Raw genomic sequence first — 24,473 nt, forward strand, 5'->3', positions numbered from 1 at the left:
CCGCTGAGGAGACCCGGATGAGTCTGTTGCCGAGCCCCATCCCGCACCCGCTCGACTACTCGCCCTGGCAGCTGCCCGGCTGGGTCTACGAGGCCCTCGACTGGGTCATCGGTGTCGAGTGGCCGGAGGGGAACGAACGCGCGGTCTGGGAGCTCGCCGACCAGTGGTACGCGGTGGCCGCCGCACTGGCCGGGCCGCGGGCCGACGCCGTCGCCGCCGCTGGCGAGGTGCGCAGCGGGTACGGCGGCGTCGGGGCGGTCGCCGCCGCCTTCGACACCGCCTGGCGTCGGGTGGCGGAGGGCGACGAGGCGCCGCTGCCCGTGCTGCTCGCCGTCAGCACCGAGCTGGGGCGGCTGGTGGAGGAGTGCGGCTGCGACATCGAGGGCGCCAAGCTCGAGGTCTGGATCGAGCTGGGCATCCTGGTGGTCGAGCTGCTGTCGCTGGCCGTCGCGACCGTGCTCACCGCGGGCGCGGCCTCGCCCGCCGCCGGGGCGGCGATCACCGCCACCAGGCTGATCGTGCAGCAGATCTTCAAGCGGCTAATGGCACAGCTGGCCCGCAAGTCGATCAAGCAAGGGCTCAAGGAGGCCGGCGAGCGGGCGGCGAAGGAGGTCACCAAGGGCGGCGTGCGCGGGTTCAGTCGCCGTGCGGCGCTCAGCGGGGCGTCGGAGGCGGCCGAGGAGAGCGGCATCAACCTCGCCACCCAGGCGTACCAGAACTCGACCGGCCGCCGGCACGGGCTGGACGTGACGGAGTTGGGCACCACGGCGCTCGGCGGCATGGCCGGCGGGGCGGTGGCACCGCTGGCCGGTCTCGGCCGGCACGCCACTGGGCGGGGCGCACGGATCGGGGAGCACTTCGGCCGCGAGATGGCCGGCGAGGTGATGGCCGACCAGGCCGCGAGCCTCGCCACGGGCCAGGGGCTGACCTCCGTGGAGGACGCGGCCCGCGCGGCGGCGTCCGGTGCCCGTGGTTCCGCCACCGCCCAGGCCGACGCGGCGTTGCAGGCCCGGCTCAACGGACAGATGAGCGCCCTGGCCGGGATGCCTTCCATCTCCGTGGACGGTGGGGCTTCCGGACAGCCCTCGACCTCCATAGCAGGTTCGATGCCGGGCGTGGAGGCGTCCCGCCACGCGCTCTCGACGTCGGACGGGGCGACGCCCCCGTCAGTGTCTGCCCTCGGCGTCGAGACGTCGTCGGTCGAGGCCAGAGCCGCGACCGGGACGCTTGCGTCTCCCGAGGCTGGTGCAGCCGAGTCCGGCAGCCGGATCGCCGAGCAGCGCGCGGCTTCGTCCAGCACGCCGGCTCAGGCAGCCGACGCCGTCTCCGCTGCACACGTGGCCGGCCCGACAGTTGAGGGTGGGCTCGCGGAAGCACGAAACGTTCCACCGCCCATACCTGGCGTCGACTCCGGGGATCGGTCCGTACTCCCGGCGTCGCAGGTCGATGCGTCGAGGGCTCCGCTCGACCCGACGCTCTCCTCCGTCGCGCCGCCGGCACCTGCGACGGTTGCTCCTGCCCTGCCAGCGGTCCCTGGTCCTGTCGGCGAATCATTACCCGGCACGGGGCTGGCCGCGCAGAACACGGGTGTCACGGCACCCGCTCCGCCGACGACCGGCGGACCCGCGCCCAACGGCTCAGGGCTGAACCCACCGCTGGCCGGTATCCCGACGCAGGCGTCCCCGGTGACCACCACGGGGCCGGCGCCGTACGGCGAGACGGTCGCGAGAACCAGCGGCCCGCAGGTGGGGGCCCTGCGCGCCCCAGACGTGGCGCCGGGGGCGCCCGTGGACCCGCCATCGACAGACCGACCATCCGAGGCGGCACCACACCCGTCAAGAGCGGCAGGGCAGCCACCACCGCGTCCGCGTACGCCCGAGTGGTACGCCGCCAGGTGGGCCGCGGACCAGGACGCTTTCGAGCGACGCCGCTATCGGGGGCACTTCGAGTTCCAGCGCACGAATCATGAGCAGAATCGCCGTCTGGACAGCGCGGCGCGACTACGCCAAGCCGCAGAACGGAGTTACGACGAAGCCCGGTGGCTGGTCAGCGAGGGTCGTCGCCTGGCACAGGCCGGGCATCGCGCCACCGCCGAGCGCTACTTCCTGGGGGCCCGTGACCGGGAGCGCTGGTATCACCAGCAGAACGACATGGCGGAAAGGGTCCTCGCCGGAGTGGCCGCTCCGGGCGTCGTTGCCGTCAGTGGTACGGATTTCCACCGGATCAACGACGACGTGGGCGATCTGGCGTACGGCGCCGTGGAGACCGCCGACCGCTCGGCGCTGACGGGCGACGACTACCCGCCACCGATCGACCGGTCACGGAACTACGGCCAGCCCGGCGGTCTGCGTCCGCCGCTGGCCCTGCACCAGACCGACATCGAACGGCAGATGCCCCGTGAGCCTGACGGGAGCGTCCGGCGGAACGCCGACCCGCGCGTGGGCCGCTGGTTCGGGTTGGTCAACGACGGGGGACCTCGGGCCGACCCGACCCGTGGCATCAACTGCATCGACTGCACCCTGTCGCTGTTCGACACCTGGATGCACGGCCGACCCAGGGTGGCCGCTCCCCGCACCTTCGACGCCTACGTGGTTGGCGACGTCACGCGCCCCATCCACGGCGAGCGGGACGGCATGGGACGGGTGGAGGACATCACCGGGGGGCGCTTCCAGCGCCTCTGCCAGCCGACGGAGGACATCCAGGGCGCCGAGCGGCAGCGGGCCATCGACACGGGCTACCGCAACCTCCACGACCAGCTCCGCCTCGGGGGCCACGGCAGCTTCGCCTTCGTCGTCAACAGCTGGGAACGGGGCGGTTCGCACATCTGGGTCGCCCTCAACCAGAACGGCACCATCCTCTACCTCGACCCGCAGACCCAGGCCGTGTCGACCACGCCCCTGTACCGGCACCACGGCTTTCCGCACCCGCACAACGCCGTAGACACCGAGGTCCTGGTGCTCGGTTCGGACGGCAGACCGATGCCGCTGGGCGGACTACGGCGGGGGCGGTTCAGCCAGCGACCGGACCTACCGCAGTACCCACCCGTCGAAACCGACCAGGGGTACGGCGAGCTGCACCTCAACCGCGTACACCTGCTCGACGGGCCGGGTTCGGCTCCGTCCGACGGGTCGGTGTCACCAGGGCTCCCGCGACAGCCCCACGAAACGGGACTTGCCCCCGAACGGAGCGACGCCTCGCCCGAGGAGCTACGGGCGGCGCGGGAACGCGCACAGGCGAAGCGGGCGGGGAACGCCATCCCCGTCGCCGCGATCCTGGCTGCGGAGCCCGATCTGGAGCGGGTGTTCGCTGCCGGCGTGACGCCGGCCGAGGTCGCGGCCGGGATCGACCCACCGGCACTTCGGCGACTCGTACCGCAACTCGACGAAGCGGGCGCCGGAGACGTGGCGCGGCTGTTTGCGGATCCACGCGTGCAGCGGATGCTGAACGAAAGCTGGCAGGAACCGCCCCGCGGGGAGCCGATGCTCGCCGAGGCGCTGGTCCGTCAACTTGTCCACCAGCCCGACCTGGCGCGGATGATCCTTGCTACGCCCGACCTGCTGACTTCGATGACCGCTCGGCCGTTGACGATGCTCCATCTAGCCGGCCAGCAGCAGGCGATCGACATCCTCGGCTTCGTCCTCAATGACATCGATCGGCGAGGCGCAGAGGCTGTCATCGGAGAAGGCGTAGCCTCCCCGCGACCTGCGGAGCTCACTAATGAACAGCGGCTGCTGAGCGAACGTGTCGCAGCTCGAGGACAATCGCCGGTGCAGATGGGCTTTGACACGACGAGGCGTCACGACGACGGCTACCGGTGGGCTTTCGTGCAACGTCTCTTTGCTGAGTCGAAGGACGCTCAGCGGGAGTTGAACCGGATGGCGACTAGTCTGGCCGGTGGCGTAGGCAGGCCAGGCTGGCGCGCCAAGCCGAAGGGTATAGACCGGGTGAAGGACAAGCTTGTCGAGTACGAGAACGACGCCTCTCGGCTCAAGGACCTAGCAGCGGCGAAGGTGGAGTTCCAGCGGCTCGAAGATCTCTACAATGCTTTGGATGAGCTGGATCGGAACCGCAAAGTTGTGATCGTGGGCATTAAAGATCGCTTCCTGAGACCGATGCGCAGCGGGTACCGCGACATCCTCGTTAACCTCCGGATGTCGAACGGACACGTTGCTGAGCTCCGCCTGCACCTTGCCGCCATCGACGAGGTCGCCAAGTGGGAACATCCTCTATACGAGGTCCGGCGAGATATCGAGGCCCTCGCCGAAGCGCAGAACCGACCACTCACCCCGACAGAGCAAGCCGTGCGGTACGGGCTGAGCCGCGAAGGGCAGGAAGCCTATTGGCGGGCGATGGGCGATAACCGGAGGGAGGAATGACTGTGATGGAGATGCCTCCTGGCTTCGTTTTCCCGGCCTTCTACAGCTACTACGAATCCCCCTTGAAACTCGTCCGAACGGGCGGGGGAGGTGTCGCTGGCTGGCGCTTGTCGAAGGACACGGGAGGCTGGGTTCCGGCGAATCACCTGATCACCAAGTTGCTTGTCGGTGAAGGCGATGAGGTTGAGGAACTGACCCGTGAAGAGTTCATCCAACGCACTGAGCATGACCGTGGGTACTACCTTCGCGGCGAGGGTCCCATCTTCGCTCTGTATGAAACGGTCCGGGCGATTCAAGACGGGGTGGCTCGCGAGAGGCGTTACCCGAATCCCACCGAGCTCGCCCTGATCGCCGGAATTCAACGCAGGACGTTCGTCATGTTCGAGGAGCAACTCCGGCAGCTGGGCGATCCGGCCGCGGACCCTAGCTTGGGTTTGGAAGAGGCGTAGTGCCTCTGTGGGGCCAACGGTTCACCTGTGAGCTGAAGTGCGCTTACCTGGAAAGGTGCTCGCCGGAGGGCCGTATCGTCGCCGACGCTGTCGTTGCTCGGTCTGTCCGGGCATCTGGCGGAGGTGAAGAAGGGCTGGTTCCGGCGGACGATGACCAGCAGGACGCGCCGAAGCTCCACCGCGTTAAGGCCGATCCGGTCCGCCGCTGAGGGTTACGGGATCGGGGCGGGTTGCCGGGCCGGAATACCATGGCGAAATGGCTGAATCAGACATTGGGCAGAAGTCGTCCGGCACCGGTAGGTGGCGGTCCAACGTCTGGACGTGGCCGGTCGGCCTCATGCTCGGTCTGGTCGTCGGCCTGGCCGCACTGGACGGGGCGGCCGGCGTCGGCGTCGGCATCGCCATGGGCGTGGCCTTCGCCGTCGCCCTGGGGGCCGGCAGCGCCGAGGACGTCGACGAGGACGACCACGAGCAGGACGCCGTCAGCGATAACGCCGGCGAGCAGGACGCTCACCAGCAGGGCGCCGTCAGCCAGCGCACGGACAGGTCGTCGTGACGTCGGGCGGATCGGGAGCCGGGCCCGTGGAGACGACCGGGGCGCCGGACGTCCGGATGGTGGTGCCGGGCAGCGTGGCGGAGGCGCTGGCCGTACAGGAGCGGTTGCGACCGTTGGTGGACCTGGTCGGGCCCGGCCCGGCCGAGCCCGCGACGGTGGCCGGCCTGGACGTGGCGTACGCCGAGAGCGGTGACCGGCTGGCGGCGGCCGTGACCGTGCTGGACGCCCGGACCCTCGCGGTGGTCGACTCGGCCGTGAGCGTGGGCCGGCCCGCGTTCGGGTACGTCCCGGGGCTCTTCGCCTTCCGCGAGTTGCCCGCGCTGCTCGACGCGCTCGACCGGCTGACCGTGCGGCCCGAGCTGCTGGTCTGCGACGGGCACGGGCTGGCCCACCCGCGCCGGTTCGGGCTCGCCTGCCACCTGGGTGTGGTGACCGGCCTGCCGGCCATCGGCGTGGGCAAGACGCCGCTGCTGGGCGAGTGGACGCCGCCAGCCGACCGTCGGGGCGCGTGGGCGCCGCTGCGCGACGGGGGCGAGGTCGTGGGTCGGGTGCTGCGTACCCGTGACGGCGTCAAGCCGGTCTTCGTCAGCGTCGGCCACCGGATGAGCCTCGACGAGGCGACCGCGCGGGTGCTGGCGTTGACGCCGCGCTACCGGCTGCCGGAGACCACCCGTACCGCCGACCGGCTCTGCCGCGACGCCCTGGCCGCCGGACCCGCCGCCCGCGCCACCTGAGTCCGGCGACCACGGACCCACCGCCTGCGCCACCTGAGGCCGCCGCCGTTCGGCGGCCCCGTCCCACCGCCGACGCCACCTGAGGCCACCGCCGGTTCGGCGACCCCGGGCCCACCGCCCCGCGCCACCCAGGCCACCGCCGGTTCGGCGACCACGGACCCACCCCGCCACCTGGGGCCGCCGCCGGTTCGGCGGCCCCGGGCCACCGGGCGCGCGAACAGTCCCGCCGCCAGCCAGGTGCGCAGGCCGGGCCGCGGGGGTAATACGGCGCACATCCGGAGCGCTCAATGACCGGGCTCCGACCGGGACCGGTAGTAGCCTGACCGGCGGACCCCCGTCGGGGGAGGAACGGCGAGGTGATCATGGCGGTACGTCGGCACGCGGCGCGGCTCGCGACGGTCTGCGCGTTGCTGGGCGGCCTGGTGGCGCTCGGCGCGACGCCGGCGCTCGCCGAGGGCGACTCGGTCCGGGTGCGTTCGGCCGGCAGCTTTACCGCCGGTGGCTCCGCCGGGGGCGTCTCGATCGAGGTGCGCAAGCGCAGCGACGGCTGCGTGCTGCTGCGTACCGCGTTGGGGCTGCGCCTGGCCGGCCTGCGCGCCGACCAGGCAAGCGTGCAGGTCTACGTGGGCGGACGCTGGTTCCCGGTGCCGCTCTCCGGGGGTCGCGGCAGCGCGGCCACGTCGGCCACCTCGCCGCTGAACCCGAGGCTCTGCAAGGGCAAGGGCATCACGGTGCGCTACCGGGTGGCGTTCGCGGCGGAGGTGCCGGGCGGCCGGCTGACCGTGAGCGGCGTGGCCAGCGACGCGCTCGGGCGGGCCCTGGGCCGGGGCGCGGTGGCGTCCCGGGTGGTCGGTGACCGGGCGACGCCCTCGCCGACGCCGAAGCCCTCGAAGGAGCCGTCGCCCACCCCCAGCGCGGCCGCCACCGAGGTGCGGGCCGCCGGGGCGGACCCGAGCCTGGCCGCCGCCGGCCAGGGCGCCGGCGCCGTCAGCAACGCCGCCGAGGAGGAGTCCTCCGGCGGTTCCGTGATCATGTTCTTCGGCATCGCCATGGTCGCGGTCGGGATCCTGCTCATCGTCCTGCTGTTCCGCCGCTCGCGGGCGGACAAGGAGCCGGCGGGCGACCCGGGCCACGTCCCGCTGCCCCACAACCCCGGCGGCACGACCTACCGCTCCGGGCAGGGCCCGGCCGCCGCCCCCGGCCCACCCGGCCAGGTGTACGGGCAGCAGCCCCCCGCCCCCGGCCTGTACGGCGGCACACCCGCCCCGCGCCCGGCCGGCGGCGTGTACGGCAGCCGCCCGGCGCCGGCCCCGGAGGCCACCCAGGTGGTGCCCGACTCCCCGCCCGTGTCGGCCCCGCCCGCCGGCCCGCGGCCGGTGCCCCCGGTGCCGGGGCAGTACGGGCCGCCGCCGTCCGTGCCGCCCGCGAAGGGTGGGCCCGGTGACCCGCCGCCGGAGGCCGGCGGCGGCGACCACACCGTGATCATGCCCCGGCTCCCTGGCTGAGCCGGGCCGCGCCGCGCCCCTCCGATACGCTCAGCCCGTTGAGGACCTGCGGCGCAAGGAGCGAGACCGGTGTCTGATCTGTCCCAGATCGTGAAGGCCTACGACGTCCGTGGGACGGTGCCGGACCAGTGGGACGAGCGCGCCGCCGAGGCCCTCGGCGCGGCCTTCGCGCAGGTGCTGAACGGCTTCGGCGAGCAGGGCGAGGCCGTGCTCGTCGCGCACGACATGCGGGCCACCGGTCCGGGGCTGGCGACCGCCTTCGCCACCGGCGTGCGCGCCGAGGGGCGCGCGGTCGTCGAGCTGGGCCTCGCCTCGACCGACATGCTCTACTACGCCTCCGGCGCGCTGGGGCTGCCCGGGGCGATGTTCACCGCCAGCCACAACCCCGCGCAGTACAACGGCATCAAGATGTGCCGCTCCGGGGCCCGCCCGATCGGGCAGGACAGCGGGCTGGCCGAGATCCGCGAGCGGGCGCAGGCCCTGCTGGACAAGGGCGAGGCCCACCCGGCCGAGCCGCCGTCCGCGCCGGTCGAGCGCCGCGACCTGCTGGTCGACTACGCGGCGTACCTGCGGCAGCTGGTCGACCTCTCCGGCATCCGGCCGCTGAAGGTGGTCGTCGACGCCGGCAACGGCATGGGCGGCTACACCGTCCCGGCCGTGCTCGGCGACACCGTCCTGCCGGCGCTGCCGCTGGAGATCGTGCCGCTCTACTTCGAGCTGGACGGCACCTTCCCCAACCACGAGGCCAACCCGCTGGACCCGGCCAACCTGGTCGACCTCCAGCGCGCGGTGGTCGAGCACGGCGCCGAGATCGGCCTGGCGTTCGACGGCGACGCCGACCGCTGCTTCGTGGTCGACGAGCGGGGCGAGCCGGTCTCGCCGTCGGCGATCACCGCCCTGGTGGCGGCCCGCGAGCTGGCCAAGCACCCCGGCTCGACGGTGATCCACAACCTGATCACCTCCAGTGCCGTGCCGGAGATCATCCGCGAGCACGGCGGCGAGCCGGTCGTCGCGCGGGTCGGGCACTCCTTCATCAAGGCGGAGATGGCCCGGACGAACGCGATCTTCGGCGGCGAGCACTCGGCCCACTACTACTTCCGCGACTTCTGGTTCGCCGACACCGGCATGCTCGCCGCGCTGCACACCCTGGCCGCCCTGGGCGAGCAGTCGCTGCCGCTCTCCGTGCTGGCGAGCGAGTACGAGCGGTACGTCGCCTCGGGCGAGATCAACTCGACGGTGGCCGACCAGGCCGCCAAGGTGGCCGAGGTGCGGGCCGCGTACCCGCAGGCCGACGCCGACGAGCTGGACGGGCTCACCCTGCGCTTCCCGGACGGCGCGTGGTTCAATCTGCGCGCCTCCAACACCGAGCCGCTGCTGCGGCTCAACGTCGAGGCCCCGACGCGGGAGCGGATGGCCGCCCTCCGTGACGAGGTGCTCGACCGGGTTCGCCGATAAGATCGCCTGCGCCGGTCGGCACCGTCGGTCGGTGAAACCGCATACGTGGAAGGAGCCGCGCCGTGGCCCTGGACCCGCAGTTGCTGGAAATCCTCGCCTGTCCGGACACGCATCACGCCCCGCTCGACTACGACGCGCAGGCGCAGACGCTGACCTGCACCGAGTGCGGCCGGATCTTCGAGGTCCGCGACGACGTGCCGGTGCTGCTGCTGGACGAGGCGCGCGGCCCCGCGGAGCAGTCATGATCGACGGTACGGCCGGAGTCAGCGGCCGGCGCGAGCCCGACGAGGCACTCCTCGACGACCCGGCCGCGCTGGCCGAGCGCGACCCGGGCGGCATGCTGCGGCACACCGCCTCCGCCGGGGCGCAGGTCCGCGAGACGGCCGCCCTGGCCGCCGAGGCCAACCTCCAGGTGCTCGCCGACGAGGGGCGCCCCCGGGCGGTCGTCATCGCCGGCATCGGCACCGCCGGGCGTACCGGTGACGTGCTGGCCACCGTCGCCGGGCCGCGCTGCCCGGTGCCGGTCATCCCGCACCGCAGCGCCGGCGTGCCCGGCTGGGTGGGCGCCGCCGACGTGGTCATCGCCGTCAGCGCCTCCGGTCGCAGCCCCGAGGCGCTGGGCGCCGCCGAGGCCGCGCACCGGCGGGGTGCCCGGCTGGTCGCCGTCGGCGCGCCCGACTCGCAGTTGCAGTCCGTGGCCGAGCGGGCCCGGGCGCCGTTCATCCCGGTGCCCCGGCGCGCCCCGGCCCGGGCCAGCCTGTGGGCGCTCACCGTGCCGGTCCTGCTCGCCGCCCGTACGCTCGGGCTCGTGAAGGTCAACGAGGCGGATCTGGCGGAGACGGCGGCCCGGCTGGACGCCGACGCCGATCGCTGCCGTCCGACGGCCGAGTCCTTCGTCAACCCGGCGAAGTCGCTGGCCCTGGGCCTGGCCGGCTCGGTGCCGATCGTCTGGGGCTCGTCGCCGCTGGCGACCGTCGCGGCCCGCCGGTTCGGCGACACCCTGTCCGCCAACGCCCGCTACCCCGTGGTCAGCGGCGCGCTCGGCGAGGCGGGGCGCGGCCGGGTCGGCCTGCTCGACGGCGTCTTCGGCGGCCTGGCCGAGGGGGAGCGGGACATCTTCGCCGACCCGGACGAGGAGGAGCCGTCGGGCACCCGGCTGCGGCTGGTGCTGCTGCGCGACGGCGGGCTGAACCCGGAGGACGACGCCGACGAGCCCCTCGACGTCGAGGAGCGGCGCGCGGACGCCGTGCAGACCCTCGCCGAGCGGCGGGGCGTGCGCTGCGACGTGGTGACCGCCGAGGGCGGCTCCGCGCTGGAGCGGCTCGCCTCGCTGGTCGCCGTGCCGGACTTCGCCTCGATCTACCTCGCCCTGGCACACGGACTGGACCCGATGGCCGTGCCGGCCATCACCGAGATGAAGGAGCTGGCAAACCAGTGAGCGATAGCAGGGAACGGGTCGAGCGGCGCACCGCGCCGATGCCCGGCGGTGCCGCGCGACACGACGGAGCGACGGCGTGAGCGCCAACGGTGGTACGAAGGCGATCGTCGCCGCCCTGCTGGCCAACGCCGGCATCGCCGTCACCAAGTTCGTCGCGTTCCTGCTGACCGGATCGTCGTCGATGCTGGCCGAGTCGATCCACTCGGTCGCCGACTCCGGCAACCAGGGGCTGCTGCTGCTCGGCGGGCGGCGGGCCAAGCGGGCCGCCACCCCGCAGCACCCGTTCGGCTACGGCCGGGAGCGCTACATCTACGCGTTCATCGTGTCCATCGTGCTGTTCAGCGTCGGTGGCCTGTTCGCCCTCTACGAGGCGTACCACAAGTGGTCGCACGAGGAGGGCATCACCTCGTGGCACTGGGTGCCGGTCGTGGTGCTGGTGGCCGCGATCATCATGGAGACGTTCTCCTTCCGCACCGCGATCGTCGAGTCCAACCTCGTCCGGGGCAACCAGTCGTGGGTGAAGTTCGTCCGGCGGGCCAAGGCGCCCGAGCTGCCGGTGGTGCTGCTGGAGGACCTGGGCGCGCTGGTCGGCCTGGTCTTCGCGCTCTTCGGCGTCGGCATGACGCTGATCACCGGCAACGGCCGGTGGGACGCGGTGGGCACCGCGATGATCGGTGTGCTGCTGGTGGTGATCGCGATCATCCTCGCCATCGAGACCAAGAGCCTGCTGCTCGGCGAGGGCGCCGAGGCGCAGGACGTCGCGGCGATCGAGAAGGCCGTCACCGACGGTCCCGAGTTCGAGCGGATCATCCACATGAAGACGCTCTACCTCGGCCCCGAGGAGCTGATGGTGGCCGCCAAGGTCGCCGTGCCGTCCGGCGACACCGCCGAGGTGCTGGCCCGCAGCATCAACACCGTCGAGACCCGGATCCGCGCCGCCGTGCCGACCGCCCGGGTGATCTACCTGGAGCCGGACATCTACAGCGTCGCCGCCGAGCGGGCCGGCGCCGGGACCGCGTCGCCCGCCGGGCCGGGCGTCGAGCCGGGTGAGGCGGCCGGGCGGCCCGGGAGCTGACCGGTGGAGCTGCTGCACGGACCGATCCGCGACTACGCCTGGGGTTCCCGCTCGGCCATCGCCGAGTTGCAGGGGCGGCCGGTGCCGAGCGACGGCCCGGAGGCCGAACTGTGGCTGGGCGCCCACCCGGGCGGCCCCGCCGCAGTCGACCGCGACGGTGACCGGGTGAGCCTCACCGACCTGCTGCTCGCCGAGCCGGACCACTGGCTCGGCGAGCGGCTCGTCGGCCGGTTCGGCACCCGGCTGCCGTTCCTGCTCAAGGTGCTCGCCGCCGACGCCCCGCTGAGCCTCCAGGCGCACCCGGACGCCGAGCAGGCCCGCGCCGGGCACGCCGCCGACGCGGCCCGCCCCGACGGGCAGCGCAACTACGTCGACCCGTACCACAAGCCGGAGCTGCTGGTCGCGCTCTCGCCGATGGAGGCGCTCTGCGGCTTCCGGGACCCGGCCGCCTCGGCGGCGGCGCTGGCCGGCTTCGGCGTACCCGCGCTGGAGCCGGTGCTGGCGGCGTTGCGCACCGGGCCGGCGGGCCTGCGCGAGGCCGTACGGCTGCTGCTGACCTGGCCCGCCGACCGGCGCGACGCGCTGGTGGCGGCCGTGGCGTCGGCGCCGGTCGCGGGGCCGGACGCCGAGCTGGCGCGGGACCTGGCCGCCGCCTACCCGGGCGACCCCGGGGTGCTGGTGGCGATGCTGCTCAACCGGGTGCGGCTGGCGCCCGGCGAGGCGATCTGGATGCCGGCCGGCAACCTGCACGCCTACCTGCGCGGCACCGGCGTGGAGATCATGGCGGCCAGCGACAACGTGCTGCGCGGCGGGCTGACGCCGAAGCGGGTGGACGTCGAGGAGCTGCTGCGGGTGCTGCGCTTCGAGGTGCTCCGCGACCCGGTGGTGCCGCCGCTGGAGGTGGCCCCGGGCGTGGTCACCTGGCCGGTGCCGGTGGAGGACTTCGCGCTGCACCGGGTGACGGTGGGCGCGGGGCTGCCCCAGGTGACCGTCGAGGTGCCCGGGCCCCGGGTGGTGCTCTGCGGCTCCGGCGAGGTCTCGGCCGACGACGGGGCCGGCGCGGTGACGCTGGGGCCGGGGCGGGCGGCCGTCGGGAGCGCCGCCGCCGGGCCGCTGCGCCTCGGCGGCGCGGGGCAGGCGTACGTGGCGAGCTGCGGCCTGCGCTGAGGCGCGGGGCGACGGCGCAAGTCCGACTTTCCCGGAATGGCTTGACTTGCCACTGGCGCAGTGTGACCCTATGAGTACGCAGCGTTATCGCGACGACGGTCCGAGAACGTGCGGGGGAACCAAACCGGGGGGATGCACGGGGCGGGCGGCTGGCGGACGGGACACCGTCCACGACCGACCGCCCCGTGCGCTGTCCGCTGATGTCTTCGTGCTCTCTTCACCGGCCGGTCCTCGCGACTGCGGTCCGCGAGCGTAAGGTGAATGGTCGCGCAGCACATCGTCCGACAGGAGATTCCATGACCAGCACCCTCCCGGCGTCCGCCAGCGGGACGCCGTCCGAGGCCCGGCCGAGCACTCTCGCCGAGGGCGACTACAAGGTGGCGGATCTGTCGCTCGCCGAGTTCGGGCGCAAGGAGATCCAGCTCGCCGAGCACGAGATGCCCGGCCTGATGGCGATCCGTCGTGAGTTCGCCGACGCCCAGCCGCTCGCCGGTGCCCGGATCACCGGGTCGCTGCACATGACCATCCAGACCGCCGTCCTGATCGAGACCCTGGTCGCGCTCGGCGCGCAGGTCCGCTGGGCGTCCTGCAACATCTTCTCCACCCAGGACCACGCCGCCGCCGCGATCGTGGTCGGCCCGGACGGCACCCCCGAGGCCCCGGCCGGCGTCCCGGTCTACGCCTGGAAGGGCGAAAGCCTGGAGGAGTACTGGTGGTGCACCGAGCAGGTGCTCGCCTGGCCCGACGGGCAGGGCCCGAACATGATCCTCGACGACGGCGGCGACGCCACCCTGCTGGTGCACAAGGGCGTCGAGTTCGAGAAGGCCGGCGCCGTCCCGCCGGTCGAGTCGGCCGACTCCGAGGAGTACGCGGTCATCCTCGGCGTGCTGCACCGCTCGCTCGCCTCCGACGGCCAGCGGTGGACCCGGATCGCCGCCGGCATCAAGGGCGTGACCGAGGAGACCACCACCGGCGTGCACCGGCTCTACGAGATGCACCGCGCCGGCACCCTGCTCTTCCCCGCCATCAACGTCAACGACTCGGTGACGAAGAGCAAGTTCGACAACAAGTACGGCTGCCGCCACTCGCTGATCGACGGCATCAACCGGGCCACCGACGTGCTCATCGGCGGCAAGATGGCGGTCGTGCTCGGCTACGGCGACGTCGGCAAGGGCTGCGCCGAGTCGCTGCGCGGCCAGGGCGCCCGGGTCGTGGTGACCGAGGTCGACCCGATCTGCGCGCTCCAGGCGGCGATGGACGGCTACCAGGTCGCCACCCTGGACGACGTGGTCGAGCAGGCGGACATCTTCATCACCGCCACCGGCTGCTTCGACGTCATCACCAACGAGCACATGGCCCGGATGAAGCACCAGGCCATCGTCGGCAACATCGGCCACTTCGACAACGAGATCGACATGGCCGGCCTGGCGAAGCGTTCCGACGTCGAGCGGGTCAACATCAAGCCGCAGGTCGACCTCTGGAAGTTCGCCGACGGGCACGCCATCATCGTGCTGTCGGAGGGCCGCCTGCTGAACCTGGGCAACGCCACCGGCCACCCGAGCTTCGTGATGTCGAACTCGTTCGCCAACCAGACGATCGCCCAGATCGAGCTGTTCACCAAGACCGACGAATACCCGATCGGCGTCTACGTGCTGCCCAAGCACCTCGACGAGAAGGTCGCCCGGCTGCACCTGGAGGCGCTCGGCGCCAAGCTGAGCACCCTGACCAAGGAGCAGGCGGCCTACCTCGGCATCTCCGTGGAGGGCCCGTTCAAGCCGGAGCACTACCGGTACTGACCCCGGCCGCACCGACCGGGCCGACCGCTCCCCGCCGAGCGGCCGGCCCGGTCGGCGTTTGCGGGGCGGGCGCGCCGCCGGCACGGGGGCGAGCCGGCCGGCGTTGCCGCGCGGGCGGACGCGCGCCGGCACGGGGGCCGGGCCGGCCGGCGTCCGCGCGGGCGGACGCGTGCCGTCGGGCGGTCAGTCCCGGTGGGAGCGGCGGCGGGCGGGGCGGACCCAGCTCCACACGCACCAGACGAGCCAGGCCACCGAGACCACGGCGGCCAGCGTCCGCAGCCCCAGCGCGTCGAGCAGCAGCACCGCGGCGAGGACGGCCAGCCAGGGCCCGAACGCCCTCACGACCGCCACCGGCCGAGCACCATCCGGCGCACCAGCGGCGGAGCGATCCACGACCAGACGCAGAAGAGCATCCAGGCCACGGCGAACAGGGCGCCGAGCACGTTCAGGCCGGCGGCGCTGAGCAGCACGATCGTGCCGACCGCGAGCATCCAGGTGCGGAAGATCCCCAGCCGGTAGAGCGGGCGCAACGGCAGCAGCAGCGGGTGCGCGTACACCCGGGTCTCCCAGGCGGCGTCGGCGTAGTCGGCGTCGGTCGGGTCGTGCGCCGCCGCCTGGCCGAAGGCGCGGTGCGCGGTGCCCATTCGGCCGCGCTGGGCGGCGGCGACGCCGTGCAGGGCGAGCGCCACCGGGTTGTCCGGCCACGCCCCGAGGAACTCCCGGGCCACCCGCTCGGCCCCCCGGTCGTCACCCCGGGCGTACGCGAGCTGGAACCGGGAGGCGAAGACGACCGGCGCGTTCGGCGCGATCGCCGCCGCGCGGGCCAGCAGGCGTTCCGCCTTGTCGGTCTGGCCCACGGCGGAGCAGAGGTCGGCGTACTGGCAGAGCAGCCACGGGTTCTCCGGCTCGATGGCGAGCGCGTCGAGCAGCGCCCGCTCGGCGAGGGCGTGCTCGCGGCGGTGGCGCAGCGCGAGGCCGAGCCGGCCGAGCAGTTCGGCGTCCGGGCCGTGCTCGGCGAGCCCCTGCCGGGCCACGGCGACCACGTCGTCCCAGCGGTCGAGCACGGTCAGCGCGCCCGCCCGCAGCCGGAACGCGAGCAGGCTGGTGGCCAGCGGGGCGGGCAGCCGGTCGACCTCCGCCAGGGCCTGCTCCGGGCGGTTCACCTCCAGCAACTGGGCCACCCGGGCGAGCTGCAACTCCGGGGCGGTCACGCGACGGCCACCAGGAAGACCAGCACGGCCTCGGCGAAGCCGAGCACGAACACCGCCCCGAGGCCGGGCAGCCACAGCGACGCGGGCTGGCCGCCGCGCAGCTCGTACGCCCGGAACAGGCGCTTCTGCGTGGCGGCTGCCACGAGCCAGACCAGCCCGCCGGCCAGCGCCCCGATCAGCCGTACGGGGCGGTTGCCCCCGTCGTCGAAGAACGCGAGCGTGATCGTCAGCCGGGCGACCAGCCCGGCCAGCCCGGTGCCGAGCACCGCCAGGAGGGCCGGGCGGGACACCCCCAGGCGACGCCCGTTGACCAGCGCCAGCACGGTGACGGCCGTCGGGCCGCCGAACGCGGCCGGGAAGATCAGCGACTGGGGCCGCCACGGCGGGCGTCGCACCTCGTACGCCGCCGGTGCGATCGTGGGGGTGAACAGGTCGTCGGCCACGGTCATCCTGTCTCCGTAGGGGCGAGCCGGATCCTGCCACAGCCGACGCCCGCCCCGCCTGCCCGGCCGGACCGGGCCGCCGCTCAGGAGCCGGCGTCGGACCGGGTGCCGGCGGGGGACGCCGAGGCGCCGCCGTCCCGCGTCGACAGCACGACCGCCGGTCGTAGCGCCGGAGCGGCCTGCGCCGGCACGGCGGGCCCGGCCACCGGGGCGAGGTCGGGCGCCGCCGGCCGGATCGTGCCCGGCGACGCGTCGGTCCCGGGCCGAGCGGCGGGCGGCGGGGCCGCGGCGGCCGGCGCGGGCGGACCGGGCACGAGTTCCGGCCAGAGCGTCGCGGCGGCCGTCCGGCCGAGCCCCAGCCGGTATCTCGCCCGCCGGTGCCGCTCGCCGAGGACCGCGGCCAGGTAGACCGACTCGGGCATGCCCGGGGGCGCGGGTGGCGTGATCACCGCGGAGATCTCGGTCCACAGCCCGCGCCCCAGCCGCCCGCGCGCCGGCTCCGCCAGCTGGTGGACCCGGGCCAGGTACTGCCGGGCGGCCAACGCCAGGGCGTCGTCCAGCCGGCTCAGGTCCACCGTGGCCGCCCAGCCCGCCAGCGCGGGCACCGCCGTGGGGACGGGCCGCCAGGCGGTCGCCGCCCGGGTGTGCACGACCAGCGTGCCCGCCACCAGGTCGCCCAGCCGGCGCCCGCGCCGGTCGGTCATCATCACCGCCACCCCGGCCACCCAGCTCAACAGCGGCAGCACCAGGCCGGGCCACTCCACGGCCACGCCGACCAGCGCCCGGATCAGCGACTGCCGCGCCGCGACCGGAGCGCCGTCGGCGCTGACCACCCGCAGGCCGACCGCCATCTTGCCCAGCGTGCGGCCGTGGTTGAACCGCTCGCACAGCACCGGGTAGCCGACCAGCACCAGGATCAGGCCCACCGTCGCGAGCCCGCCGGCCAGGGCGCCGTCGACCAGCCCCTCCGGCAGGTTGAGCAGCGCGACGCCGACGCTCATGGAGAGCACCAGCATGAGGACCGCCTGGGCCAGGACGTCGAGCAGCAGCGCGAGCACCCGGGAACCGATCCGGGCGGCCCGGACGTCCAGCTCCACGGCCTCCCCGCTGACCAGCCCGGCGTCACCCCACGGGGCGGGTCGGGCCGGCGGTCGTGGTTGTGCTCTCACCCCGACAGTGAACACTATGATCGCCGGACGGGGGTGACGGTGGATCTCGACGCGTACGTCGCGGAACACGGCGGGGAGTGGCGACGGCTGGAGGAGCTCTCCGGGCGCGGCCGGCTCGACGCCGCCGAGGTCGACGAGCTGGTCGCCCTCTACCAGCGGGCGGCCACCCAGCTGTCGGTGCTGCGCAGCCGCTCACCCGACCCGGCGCTGGTCAGCCAGCTCTCCCAGGTGGTGCTGCGCGCCCGGGCCCGGCTCACCGGCCGCCCGCGCCCGTCGTGGGCGGCGGTCGGGCGGTTCTTCGTGGCCGGCTTCCCCGGCGCGGTCTACCGCGCGTGGCCCTGGTGGTGCGGGGTGGCGACCGGGTTCAGCCTGCTCAGCCTCTTCCTGATCTGGTTCGTGGCGGGCAACCCGGGGACGGCGGCGGCCTTCATCGGCGACGAGGCGGCCGCCGACCTGGTGGAGTCCGGCTTCGCCGGCTACTACACCGAGTTCGCCGCGCCGACGTTCGCCTTCCACCTGTGGACGCACAACGCCTGGCTGGCCGCCCAGTGCCTCGCCGCCGGGGTGCTGATCGTCCCGGTGCTCTACCTGCTCTGGCAGAACGCGCTCAACATCGGCGTGGTCGGCGGGGTGATGGTCGCCTACGGCCGCGCGGACGTCTTCTTCGGCCTGATCACCCCGCACGGGCTGCTGGAGCTCACCGGGGTCTTCGTGGCCGCCGGGGTGGGCCTGCGCATCGGGTGGGCGTGGATCGCGCCGCCGACGCAGCTCACCCGGGGGCAGGCGGTGGCCCGGGCGGGACGCGAGGGCGTCCTGGTCGCCGTCGGGCTGGTGGGCCTCTTCGCGGTCTCCGCCGTCATCGAGGCGTTCGTGACCCCCGCGCCCGTGCCGGTTCCGCTCCGCGTCGCCGTGGGCGCCGCCGTCTGGCTCGCCTTCCTGGCGTACGTGGTGGTCCTCGGTCGCCGGGCCACCGCCGAGCAGCGCCGCCACGCCGCCGATCCGCCTCAGAGCTGACCGAGGGCCTTGAGGCGCAGGTAGGTGTCGGCCAGCGTGGGGGCCAGCCTGCCCGCCGGGGCGTCGACGACGGTCACGCCGTGCCGGCCCAGGGCGGTGCGCACCCGGTCGCGTTCGGCGAGCGCCCGCCAGGCCGCCGCCGCGGCGTAGGCGTCCGACGGGCGCTGCGGGACGGTGCCGGTGAGGGCGGCCAGCACCGGGTCGTGCGTCGCCGCGATCACCACCTTGTGCCGGGCTGCCAGCCGAGGGAGCACCGGCAGCAGCCCCTCGCCGAGGGCGCCGGCCTCCAACGCGGTGAAGAGCACCACCAGGCTGCGCTGCCGCTGCCGGCGCAGCAGCTCGCCGGCGATGAGGTCGAAGTCCGTCTCCGCCAGCGTCGGCTGGAGCGGGGCGAGGGCGTGCACCACCCGGGGGAGCAGGGCCGGCCCGCCGCTGCCGGTGACCGTGGCCCGGACCGCCGTGTCGGCCGCGAGCAGGTCGACCCGGTCGCCGGCGCGGGCCGCGAGGGCGGTGAGCAGCAGCGCGGCGTCGATCGCGGTGTCCAGCCGGGGCTCGTCGCCGACCCGCACCGCCGACGTCCGCCCGGTGTCCAGCACGCACACCAGCCGGCGGTCCCGCTCCGGCCGCCAGGTGCGCACCAGCACGTCGGCCCGGCGCGCGCTCGCCCGCCAGTCGATCGACCGCACGTCGTCGCCGACCACGTACTCGCGGAGGGTGTCGAACTCGGTGCCCTGGCCCCGCCCGCGGCTCACCTGGGTGCCGTCGATGACCCGCAGCCGGGACAGTTTCTCCGGCAGGTGCCGGCGGGAGTCGAAGCGGGGCAGCACGCGCACCGTCCACGGCGGGGTGGCCGGCCGGCCGGCGCGCTGCCGGAACCCGAGCCCCAGCGGCCCGAACGAACGCACGGTCAGCGCCACCGCCGGCCGGTCGCCCCGCCGCAGGGGCGTGAGCCGGCTGGGCAGCGCCACCGTCGCGCCCGGCTCGACGCGTACCAGCTGCGTCGGGGGCACGTCGGGGCGGGCGCCGGCGGAGGGCACCCACGCGTCGCGGACCCGGGCCCGCAGCGTACGACCGGAGGGGTTGTGCAGCAGCAGCGCGACGGTGGCGGTGCCGCCGAGCCGGACCGCGCGGTCCCCCTGCCGGGCGGCCGTGAGCGCGCCCGGCGGCGCGGCCAGCGCCCGGTCGAGCAGCACCAGCAGCAGCACCGCCCCGGTCATCACCAGCAGCCCGGCGAACGGCGACGGCCAGGCCGGCAGGGTCAGCGCGCCGACCGCCAGCAGCAGCGCCGCCCGCCAGGTCATCGCGGCGTCGGCACGGTGGCGAGCACCGTGTCCAGCACCGCGTCCACGCCGACGCCCTCCAGCTCCACCTCGGGGCGCAGCCGCAGCCGGTGCCGCAGCGTCGGCCGGGCGACCGCCTTCACGTCGTCCGGCACGACGTGGTCGCGGCCGGCCAGCCAGGCCCACGCCTTGGCCGTGTTGAGCAGTGCGGTGGCGCCCCGGGGCGAGGCGCCCAGCTCCAGCGCCGGGGTGTTGCGGGTGGCCCGGCAGAGGTCGACGATGTAGCCGAAGAGCGGCTCGGCCACGTGCACCCGGCCGACCGCCGCCCGGGCCGCCGCCAGGTCGGCCGCGTCGGCCACCGGCCGTACGCCTGCGGCGCCCAGGTCGCGCGGGTCGAAGCCGGCGTGGTGCGCGCGGAGCACGCCCAGCTCCTCCTCCCGGTTGGGCAGCGGCACGGTGAGCTTGAGCAGGAACCGGTCGAGCTGCGCCTCCGGCAGCGGATAGGTGCCCTCGTACTCGATCGGGTTCTGGGTGGCGGCGACGATGAACGGGTCGGGCAGCAGCCGCCGTTCGCCCTCGACCGAGACCTGCCGCTCCTCCATCACCTCCAGCAGCGCCGACTGGGTCTTCGGCGGCGTCCGGTTGATCTCGTCGGCGAGCAGCAGGTTGGTGAAGACCGGCCCCTCGCGGAAGGTGAAGGCGGCGGTGTGCGGGTCGAAGATCAGCGAGCCGGTGACGTCGCCCGGCATCAGGTCCGGGGTGAACTGCACCCGCTTGGACCCCAGGTCGAGGGCCGTGGCCACGGTGCGGATCAGCAGGGTCTTGGCCACGCCCGGCACGCCCTCCAGCAGCACGTGCCCCCGGCAGAGCAGGGCGATCACCAGGCCGGTGACCACCGCGTCCTGCCCGACGACCGCCTTGGCGACCTCGGCGCGCAGCCGGTGCAGGGCGGCGCGGGGGTCGACGGGGTCGGTGGTCGGCGGCTCGGCGGTGCCGGCGGGTCGGGTCACCGGGGGTCTCCTTCGGCTCGGTACGGGTGCGGTGCGGCGGGCGGGGGCGGGCCCCCGGCGGGCGGCGGGGCGGCCGGTGGGGGCCCGTCGGCGGGCGGCGGGGCGACGGCGCGGGTCAGCCGGTCCAGCGCGCGGGCCAGGTCCAGCAGCTCCTGGTCGGTCTCGGGCTCGACGCCGTGCAGCACCTCGTCGGTCCACCGGGGATCGTCGCCGGTGCGGGCGGCGACCGCGGCGGCCACGTCGGCCGGCGGCGCGGTCGGCGGCAGGTGCAGCCGGGGCGTCAGCCGGTCCAGGGCGGCGGTCCGCAGCGTCCGCGCGGCCGCGCCCCGGGCACCGGCCTGCTCGTAGAGCCGGGCCCGGCCGAGCACCGTCTCCGCCGAGCGGACCGTGACCGGCAGCGGCTCCACCGCCGGCGGGCCGAGCCGGCGGGCCCGCCAGAGCGCGGCCAGCAGGGCGGCCACGGCGAGCTGGGCCAGCAACGCCCACAGCCAGCCGGGGAAGGCGGACCAGAGCGGGTTCGGCGGGTCGGGCCGGTCGGCGCGGGAGGTGCTCCCGTCGGCGTCCTCGCTCTCGTCGTCGGAGTCCCCGCCCGGGCCCGCCGGGCCGCCGGGGCGCCCGTCGCCGGTGCCGTCCCCGGTGCCGCTGCCGGGGCCACCGTTGCCGGTGGAGCCGCCCGGCGTGGGCGACCAGGCCGGGCTGCCGCTGCTGCCGTCGCCGAAGACCGGCGGGGGTTCGGGGCCGTCCAGGTCGAGCCACACCACCCGACCGGGCCCGCCGAGCAACGCGGTGGCGAACGCCCGGTTGTCCCACTCGTCGATCCGGTCGTTGCGGAACGGATCGCTGGCGCCCACCGCCACGGTGCTCTCGGGGACCCGGGACAGCAGGGCGAGCCCGTCGGCGAAGCAGAACCGGACGGGCGCGGACGCGCCCGGGGCGAGCTCGTAGCGTTGCAGCCCGACGGCCGCGCGCCCGAGGTCGCGCAGCTCGGGCAGCGGGCAGGGCAGGCCCCGCGCGTCCGGCCCCACCGCCTGCGCGGCCCACCGGCGGCCGGCCGGTTCCACCGGCAGCAGCCGGACCGTCTCCAGCACCCGCCGCGGCGGGTCCACCAGCACCAGCCTGGTGGTCGAGGGCAGCGAGTCCAACGCGCCGACCGTGTCGGGGTGCAGCAGCGCCGGCGCGGGCACGAAGAGCGTGGCCGCCTGGTTGCGGGCGGCCAGCAGGGCGCGCAGCGTGTCCGTCTCCCGCTGCACGGTGACGCCCCGCTCGCGCAGCGCGTCGGCGAGCCGGCTGCCGCCGTCGTCCCCCGTCGCCACGGGGGAGAGGAACCCCCGGTCGCCGGGGTCGGGCTGGTCGACCGCGTGGGTGACCAGGGTGGTGGTCAGCAGCAGCGCGGCCAGGCCCAGCGGGATCAGCAGCCGGTGCCGGCGGCGTCGTCGCCGGGGGGCGGCGTCCGTGCGTGCCGCCGGTGCGACGGCGGTGGCCTGTGCGCTCATGGTCGTGGCCAGTCCTCGGGTAGGCCGGTCAGCACCCGTTCCAGGTCGGCGGCGTGCTCCCGCATCCGGTGGTCGTGCTCGGCGGAGGCGGGGCGCTGGCCGTACCAGAGCTCGGAGAAGATCGCGCCGGCGGCGCTCAGCGGCGGGTTGACCTGCGGTCGGCTCTCCGTCGCGGCACGTACCAGCTCGACGACTGTCATGCCGGGCTGCGGCTGCACCACGCGCCGGAGGGCCAGCTCCCGGACCATCGCGCGCAGCCGCTCCCGGACGGCTTCGGCGTACCGGCCCTCGGCGGCGAGCCGGTCCGCGAGGGAGACGTACGCGGCGGCCGGCAGCTCCGGCTCGCGGGGAGCGGGGACGACCGGCGTCGGGGCGTCCGGGACCGAGGCCTTCCGGCGACGGCGGCGCAGCCGGGGCAGCCGCCGGGGGACCCAGGCCGGGAACGTGTACCAGCCGGCCGCGACCAGCACCGCGGCTAGCACCAGCAGCAGCGCGACCAGGGGCAGCGGCACCTGGTCGCCGAGCGCCGCCGTGGTCTCGGTCCACCACCGGCTGAAGCTCATCGCCCGGCCGCCAGCAGGACGGTCTCCGGGGTGCCCGGACGGGCCCGGGAGAGCCGGATGTCCAGCCCCTCGGTACGCATCCGGGTCTCCAGGTGCAGCACCGCGTCCAGGCAGGCCAGGGCCGGGTAGGCGACGCTGTTGACGCCCGCCCAGACGGCCAGCGACAGCCACCCCGCCCAGGCCCGGTCGACGAGGTCGAACGAGTCCAGCCCGACGTAGACGCCGATGCCGAGGCCGAGGCGGACGATCCACCAGACCAGGTAGCCGAGCAGCCGGATCCAGCCGGCCCGGCCGGCGCCGCGCACGGCCAGGGCGGCGGCGCGCAGCGGGGCGCGCAGCGGGTGCACCCGGTCGACGACCAGTGCCGGTGCGACGGCGCCGAGCAGGGCGAAGCCGACGATCCACGCCGGCCCGAACAGCGCGAACCCGCACATCACCACGCCGACCAGGACGGCGAGCAGCGCGGTGGCGCCCCAGCGCGCGCCGGCCGGGCGGAGCAGTTCCCGGGGGCCCACCGCGCGGCCGAACAGCGCGGCCCCGGCGGCCCGCGCCGCCGGGTTGCCGAGCAGCAGGACGATCACCGCCTCGGTCGCCGCGCCCACCGCCAGCAGCAGCCAGTACGCGCCGAACCGCCCGAATTCCAGGAACCAGACGGGCGGCGCCGTGCCGGCGGCGAGCCGCAGCGGGTAGAGCAGGAGCTGCTCGGCCACGGCCAGCGCGAGGGCGACCGGCACCAGCACCCGGGCCTGGCCGCGCAGCAGCAGGACCGCGGAGTCCAGCAGCTCGCCGACCGTGAGGGGGCGGCGCGGGAGCACGGCGGTCGGGCCGGCGTCGGGCACGCGTACTCCTGGGGACGGGCGGCGGTGGCGCGTGACGGCGCACCCGGGGATCATGGTGACACGCCCGTTCCGATCGGGTGGACCCGCACGTCGGGACGGCGACGCCGGGCACCGGTTGCTGGGCGGCGACGTCCCACGGCAGTACCGTGCCGGGTGACGCGGATCCCACCGAACTGAAGGGGATGCAAACATTAACCCCATGAGAGCCCGGGTACTGGTGGTCGACGACGACCCCGCGCTCGCCGAGATGCTCGGCATCGTCCTGCGCAGCGAGGGGTTCCTGCCCTCCTTCGTCGCCGACGGCGAGCGGGCGCTGGCCGCGTTCCGCGAGAACCGCCCCGACATCGTCCTGCTCGACCTCATGCTCCCCGGCATGAGCGGCATCGACGTGGCGCGGTCGATCCGGGCCGAGTCGGGGGTGCCGATCGTCATGCTGACCGCCAAGAGCGACACCGTCGACGTGGTCCTCGGCCTGGAGTCCGGGGCCGACGACTACGTGGTCAAGCCGTTCAAGCCCAAGGAGCTGGTCGCCCGGATGCGGGCGCGGCTGCGCCGTGGCGAGGACGTCGCCCCGGAGATGCTGACCATCGGGCCGCCCGGCAACCAGATCACCATCGACGTGCCGGCGCACACCGTCAGCCGCAACGGCGAGGAGGTGAAGCTGACGCCGCTGGAGTTCGACCTGCTGGTCGCGCTCGCCCGCAAGCCGCGCCAGGTCTTCACCCGCGAGGTGCTGCTGGAGCAGGTCTGGGGCTACCGGCACGCGGCGGACACGCGGCTGGTCAACGTGCACGTGCAGCGGCTGCGGGCCAAGATCGAGCCGGATCCGGAGCGGCCGGAAATCATCCTCACCGTGCGGGGCGTGGGCTACAAGGCGGGCACCGGATAGCCTGGTCACAC

23 protein-coding genes are annotated in these 24,473 nt (G+C 74.6%); 14 read left to right on the forward strand and 9 right to left on the reverse strand.

Annotation, left to right across the window (positions count from 1 at the left end; genetic code table 11):
- Window positions 1-17: 17 nt before the first annotated feature.
- The 12 genes from AB0G08_RS10025 (at window position 18) to ahcY (ending at window position 14,551) form a co-directional block, all read left to right on the forward strand.
- Window positions 18-4,376, forward strand: coding sequence for a toxin glutamine deamidase domain-containing protein (locus AB0G08_RS10025; protein WP_358085778.1), 4,359 nt, complete (start codon window positions 18-20; stop codon window positions 4,374-4,376).
- Window positions 4,373-4,825 (forward strand): hypothetical protein, encoded by a 453-nt coding sequence (locus AB0G08_RS10030; protein WP_358085781.1) that lies wholly within the window; start codon window positions 4,373-4,375, stop codon window positions 4,823-4,825. The genes AB0G08_RS10025 and AB0G08_RS10030 overlap by 4 nt, the downstream gene beginning before the upstream one ends.
- Before the next feature lie 93 nt (window positions 4,826-4,918).
- Complete coding sequence (locus tag AB0G08_RS10035) at window positions 4,919-5,089, forward strand: hypothetical protein (protein WP_358085784.1); 171 nt, start codon at window positions 4,919-4,921, stop codon at window positions 5,087-5,089.
- The gene (locus AB0G08_RS10040) at window positions 5,082-5,381 is read left to right on the forward strand and encodes a hypothetical protein (protein WP_358085786.1); all 300 of its coding nucleotides are present in this window, start codon (window positions 5,082-5,084) and stop codon (window positions 5,379-5,381) included. Before AB0G08_RS10035 ends, AB0G08_RS10040 begins: the two co-directional genes overlap by 8 nt.
- Before the next feature lie 56 nt (window positions 5,382-5,437).
- A complete protein-coding gene (nfi, locus tag AB0G08_RS10045) occupies window positions 5,438-6,115 on the forward strand; it encodes a deoxyribonuclease V (protein WP_358085937.1) in 678 nt (225 codons plus the stop codon).
- Between the two features lie 362 nt (window positions 6,116-6,477).
- On the forward strand, window positions 6,478-7,620 hold the full coding sequence (locus AB0G08_RS10050) for a hypothetical protein (RefSeq protein WP_358085939.1): 1,143 nt from the start codon (window positions 6,478-6,480) through the stop codon (window positions 7,618-7,620).
- 69 nt (window positions 7,621-7,689) lie between these two features.
- Window positions 7,690-9,075: a phosphomannomutase/phosphoglucomutase gene (locus tag AB0G08_RS10055; protein WP_358085789.1), complete on the forward strand. Its 1,386-nt coding sequence runs from the start codon at window positions 7,690-7,692 to the stop codon at window positions 9,073-9,075.
- Between the two features lie 62 nt (window positions 9,076-9,137).
- Entirely contained in the window at window positions 9,138-9,320 is a 183-nt protein-coding gene (locus tag AB0G08_RS10060; protein ID WP_089001904.1) for a Trm112 family protein, read from the forward strand.
- On the forward strand, window positions 9,317-10,513 hold the full coding sequence (locus AB0G08_RS10065) for an SIS domain-containing protein (protein ID WP_358085791.1): 1,197 nt from the start codon (window positions 9,317-9,319) through the stop codon (window positions 10,511-10,513). The genes AB0G08_RS10060 and AB0G08_RS10065 overlap by 4 nt, the downstream gene beginning before the upstream one ends.
- A gap of 76 nt (window positions 10,514-10,589) precedes the next feature.
- Complete coding sequence (locus AB0G08_RS10070; RefSeq protein ID WP_358085794.1) at window positions 10,590-11,588, forward strand: cation diffusion facilitator family transporter; 999 nt, start codon at window positions 10,590-10,592, stop codon at window positions 11,586-11,588.
- A 3-nt stretch (window positions 11,589-11,591) separates the two neighbouring features.
- Window positions 11,592-12,755 carry a mannose-6-phosphate isomerase, class I gene (gene manA / locus AB0G08_RS10075; RefSeq protein WP_358085797.1) on the forward strand — a complete coding sequence of 388 codons (1,164 nt, stop codon included), beginning with the start codon at window positions 11,592-11,594 and terminating at the stop codon, window positions 12,753-12,755.
- 296 nt (window positions 12,756-13,051) lie between these two features.
- Window positions 13,052-14,551, forward strand: a complete 1,500-nt coding sequence (ahcY, locus tag AB0G08_RS10080) for an adenosylhomocysteinase (RefSeq protein ID WP_358085800.1) — start codon at window positions 13,052-13,054, stop codon at window positions 14,549-14,551.
- Between the two features lie 183 nt (window positions 14,552-14,734).
- On the opposite strand, the gene AB0G08_RS10085 is transcribed toward ahcY, so the two are convergent.
- The 4 genes from AB0G08_RS10085 to AB0G08_RS10100 form a co-directional block, all read right to left on the reverse strand.
- Window positions 14,735-14,902: a hypothetical protein gene (locus tag AB0G08_RS10085; protein ID WP_358085802.1), complete on the reverse strand. Its 168-nt coding sequence runs from the start codon at window positions 14,900-14,902 to the stop codon at window positions 14,735-14,737.
- A complete protein-coding gene (locus AB0G08_RS10090; RefSeq protein ID WP_358085804.1) occupies window positions 14,890-15,762 on the reverse strand; it encodes a tetratricopeptide repeat protein in 873 nt (290 codons plus the stop codon). The genes AB0G08_RS10085 and AB0G08_RS10090 overlap by 13 nt, the downstream gene beginning before the upstream one ends.
- A complete protein-coding gene (locus tag AB0G08_RS10095) occupies window positions 15,759-16,211 on the reverse strand; it encodes a hypothetical protein (RefSeq protein ID WP_358085805.1) in 453 nt (150 codons plus the stop codon). Before AB0G08_RS10095 ends, AB0G08_RS10090 begins: the two co-directional genes overlap by 4 nt.
- A gap of 77 nt (window positions 16,212-16,288) precedes the next feature.
- Window positions 16,289-17,374 carry an RDD family protein gene (locus AB0G08_RS10100; RefSeq protein WP_358085807.1) on the reverse strand — a complete coding sequence of 362 codons (1,086 nt, stop codon included), beginning with the start codon at window positions 17,372-17,374 and terminating at the stop codon, window positions 16,289-16,291.
- A gap of 33 nt (window positions 17,375-17,407) precedes the next feature.
- On the opposite strand from AB0G08_RS10100, the gene AB0G08_RS10105 reads away from it, so the two are divergent.
- Window positions 17,408-18,388, forward strand: a complete 981-nt coding sequence (locus AB0G08_RS10105; protein ID WP_358085809.1) for a stage II sporulation protein M — start codon at window positions 17,408-17,410, stop codon at window positions 18,386-18,388.
- Here the strand turns inward: AB0G08_RS10105 and AB0G08_RS10110 are convergent.
- The 5 genes from AB0G08_RS10110 to AB0G08_RS10130 are packed head-to-tail and all read right to left on the reverse strand — an operon-like array spanning window position 18,379 to window position 23,573.
- Window positions 18,379-19,689 carry a DUF58 domain-containing protein gene (locus AB0G08_RS10110; protein WP_358085811.1) on the reverse strand — a complete coding sequence of 437 codons (1,311 nt, stop codon included), beginning with the start codon at window positions 19,687-19,689 and terminating at the stop codon, window positions 18,379-18,381. The genes AB0G08_RS10105 and AB0G08_RS10110 overlap by 10 nt on opposite strands.
- The gene (locus AB0G08_RS10115) at window positions 19,686-20,678 is read right to left on the reverse strand and encodes a MoxR family ATPase (protein ID WP_358085813.1); all 993 of its coding nucleotides are present in this window, start codon (window positions 20,676-20,678) and stop codon (window positions 19,686-19,688) included. The genes AB0G08_RS10110 and AB0G08_RS10115 overlap by 4 nt, the downstream gene beginning before the upstream one ends.
- Window positions 20,675-22,171, reverse strand: a complete 1,497-nt coding sequence (locus AB0G08_RS10120; protein ID WP_358085814.1) for a DUF4350 domain-containing protein — start codon at window positions 22,169-22,171, stop codon at window positions 20,675-20,677. Before AB0G08_RS10120 ends, AB0G08_RS10115 begins: the two co-directional genes overlap by 4 nt.
- Window positions 22,168-22,734, reverse strand: coding sequence for a DUF4129 domain-containing protein (locus AB0G08_RS10125; protein ID WP_358085816.1), 567 nt, complete (start codon window positions 22,732-22,734; stop codon window positions 22,168-22,170). The genes AB0G08_RS10120 and AB0G08_RS10125 overlap by 4 nt, the downstream gene beginning before the upstream one ends.
- The gene (locus AB0G08_RS10130; RefSeq protein WP_358085818.1) at window positions 22,731-23,573 is read right to left on the reverse strand and encodes a hypothetical protein; all 843 of its coding nucleotides are present in this window, start codon (window positions 23,571-23,573) and stop codon (window positions 22,731-22,733) included. Before AB0G08_RS10130 ends, AB0G08_RS10125 begins: the two co-directional genes overlap by 4 nt.
- 199 nt (window positions 23,574-23,772) lie before the next feature.
- Here AB0G08_RS10130 and mtrA point away from each other — a divergent pair, with 199 nt between their 5' ends.
- Window positions 23,773-24,462 carry an MtrAB system response regulator MtrA gene (mtrA, locus tag AB0G08_RS10135; protein WP_089001893.1) on the forward strand — a complete coding sequence of 230 codons (690 nt, stop codon included), beginning with the start codon at window positions 23,773-23,775 and terminating at the stop codon, window positions 24,460-24,462.
- Window positions 24,463-24,473: the final 11 nt, after the last annotated feature.

Origin of the sequence: Micromonospora sp. NPDC023644 (assembly GCF_040640115.1) — a bacterium.
Taxonomy (GTDB): domain Bacteria; phylum Actinomycetota; class Actinomycetes; order Mycobacteriales; family Micromonosporaceae; genus Micromonospora.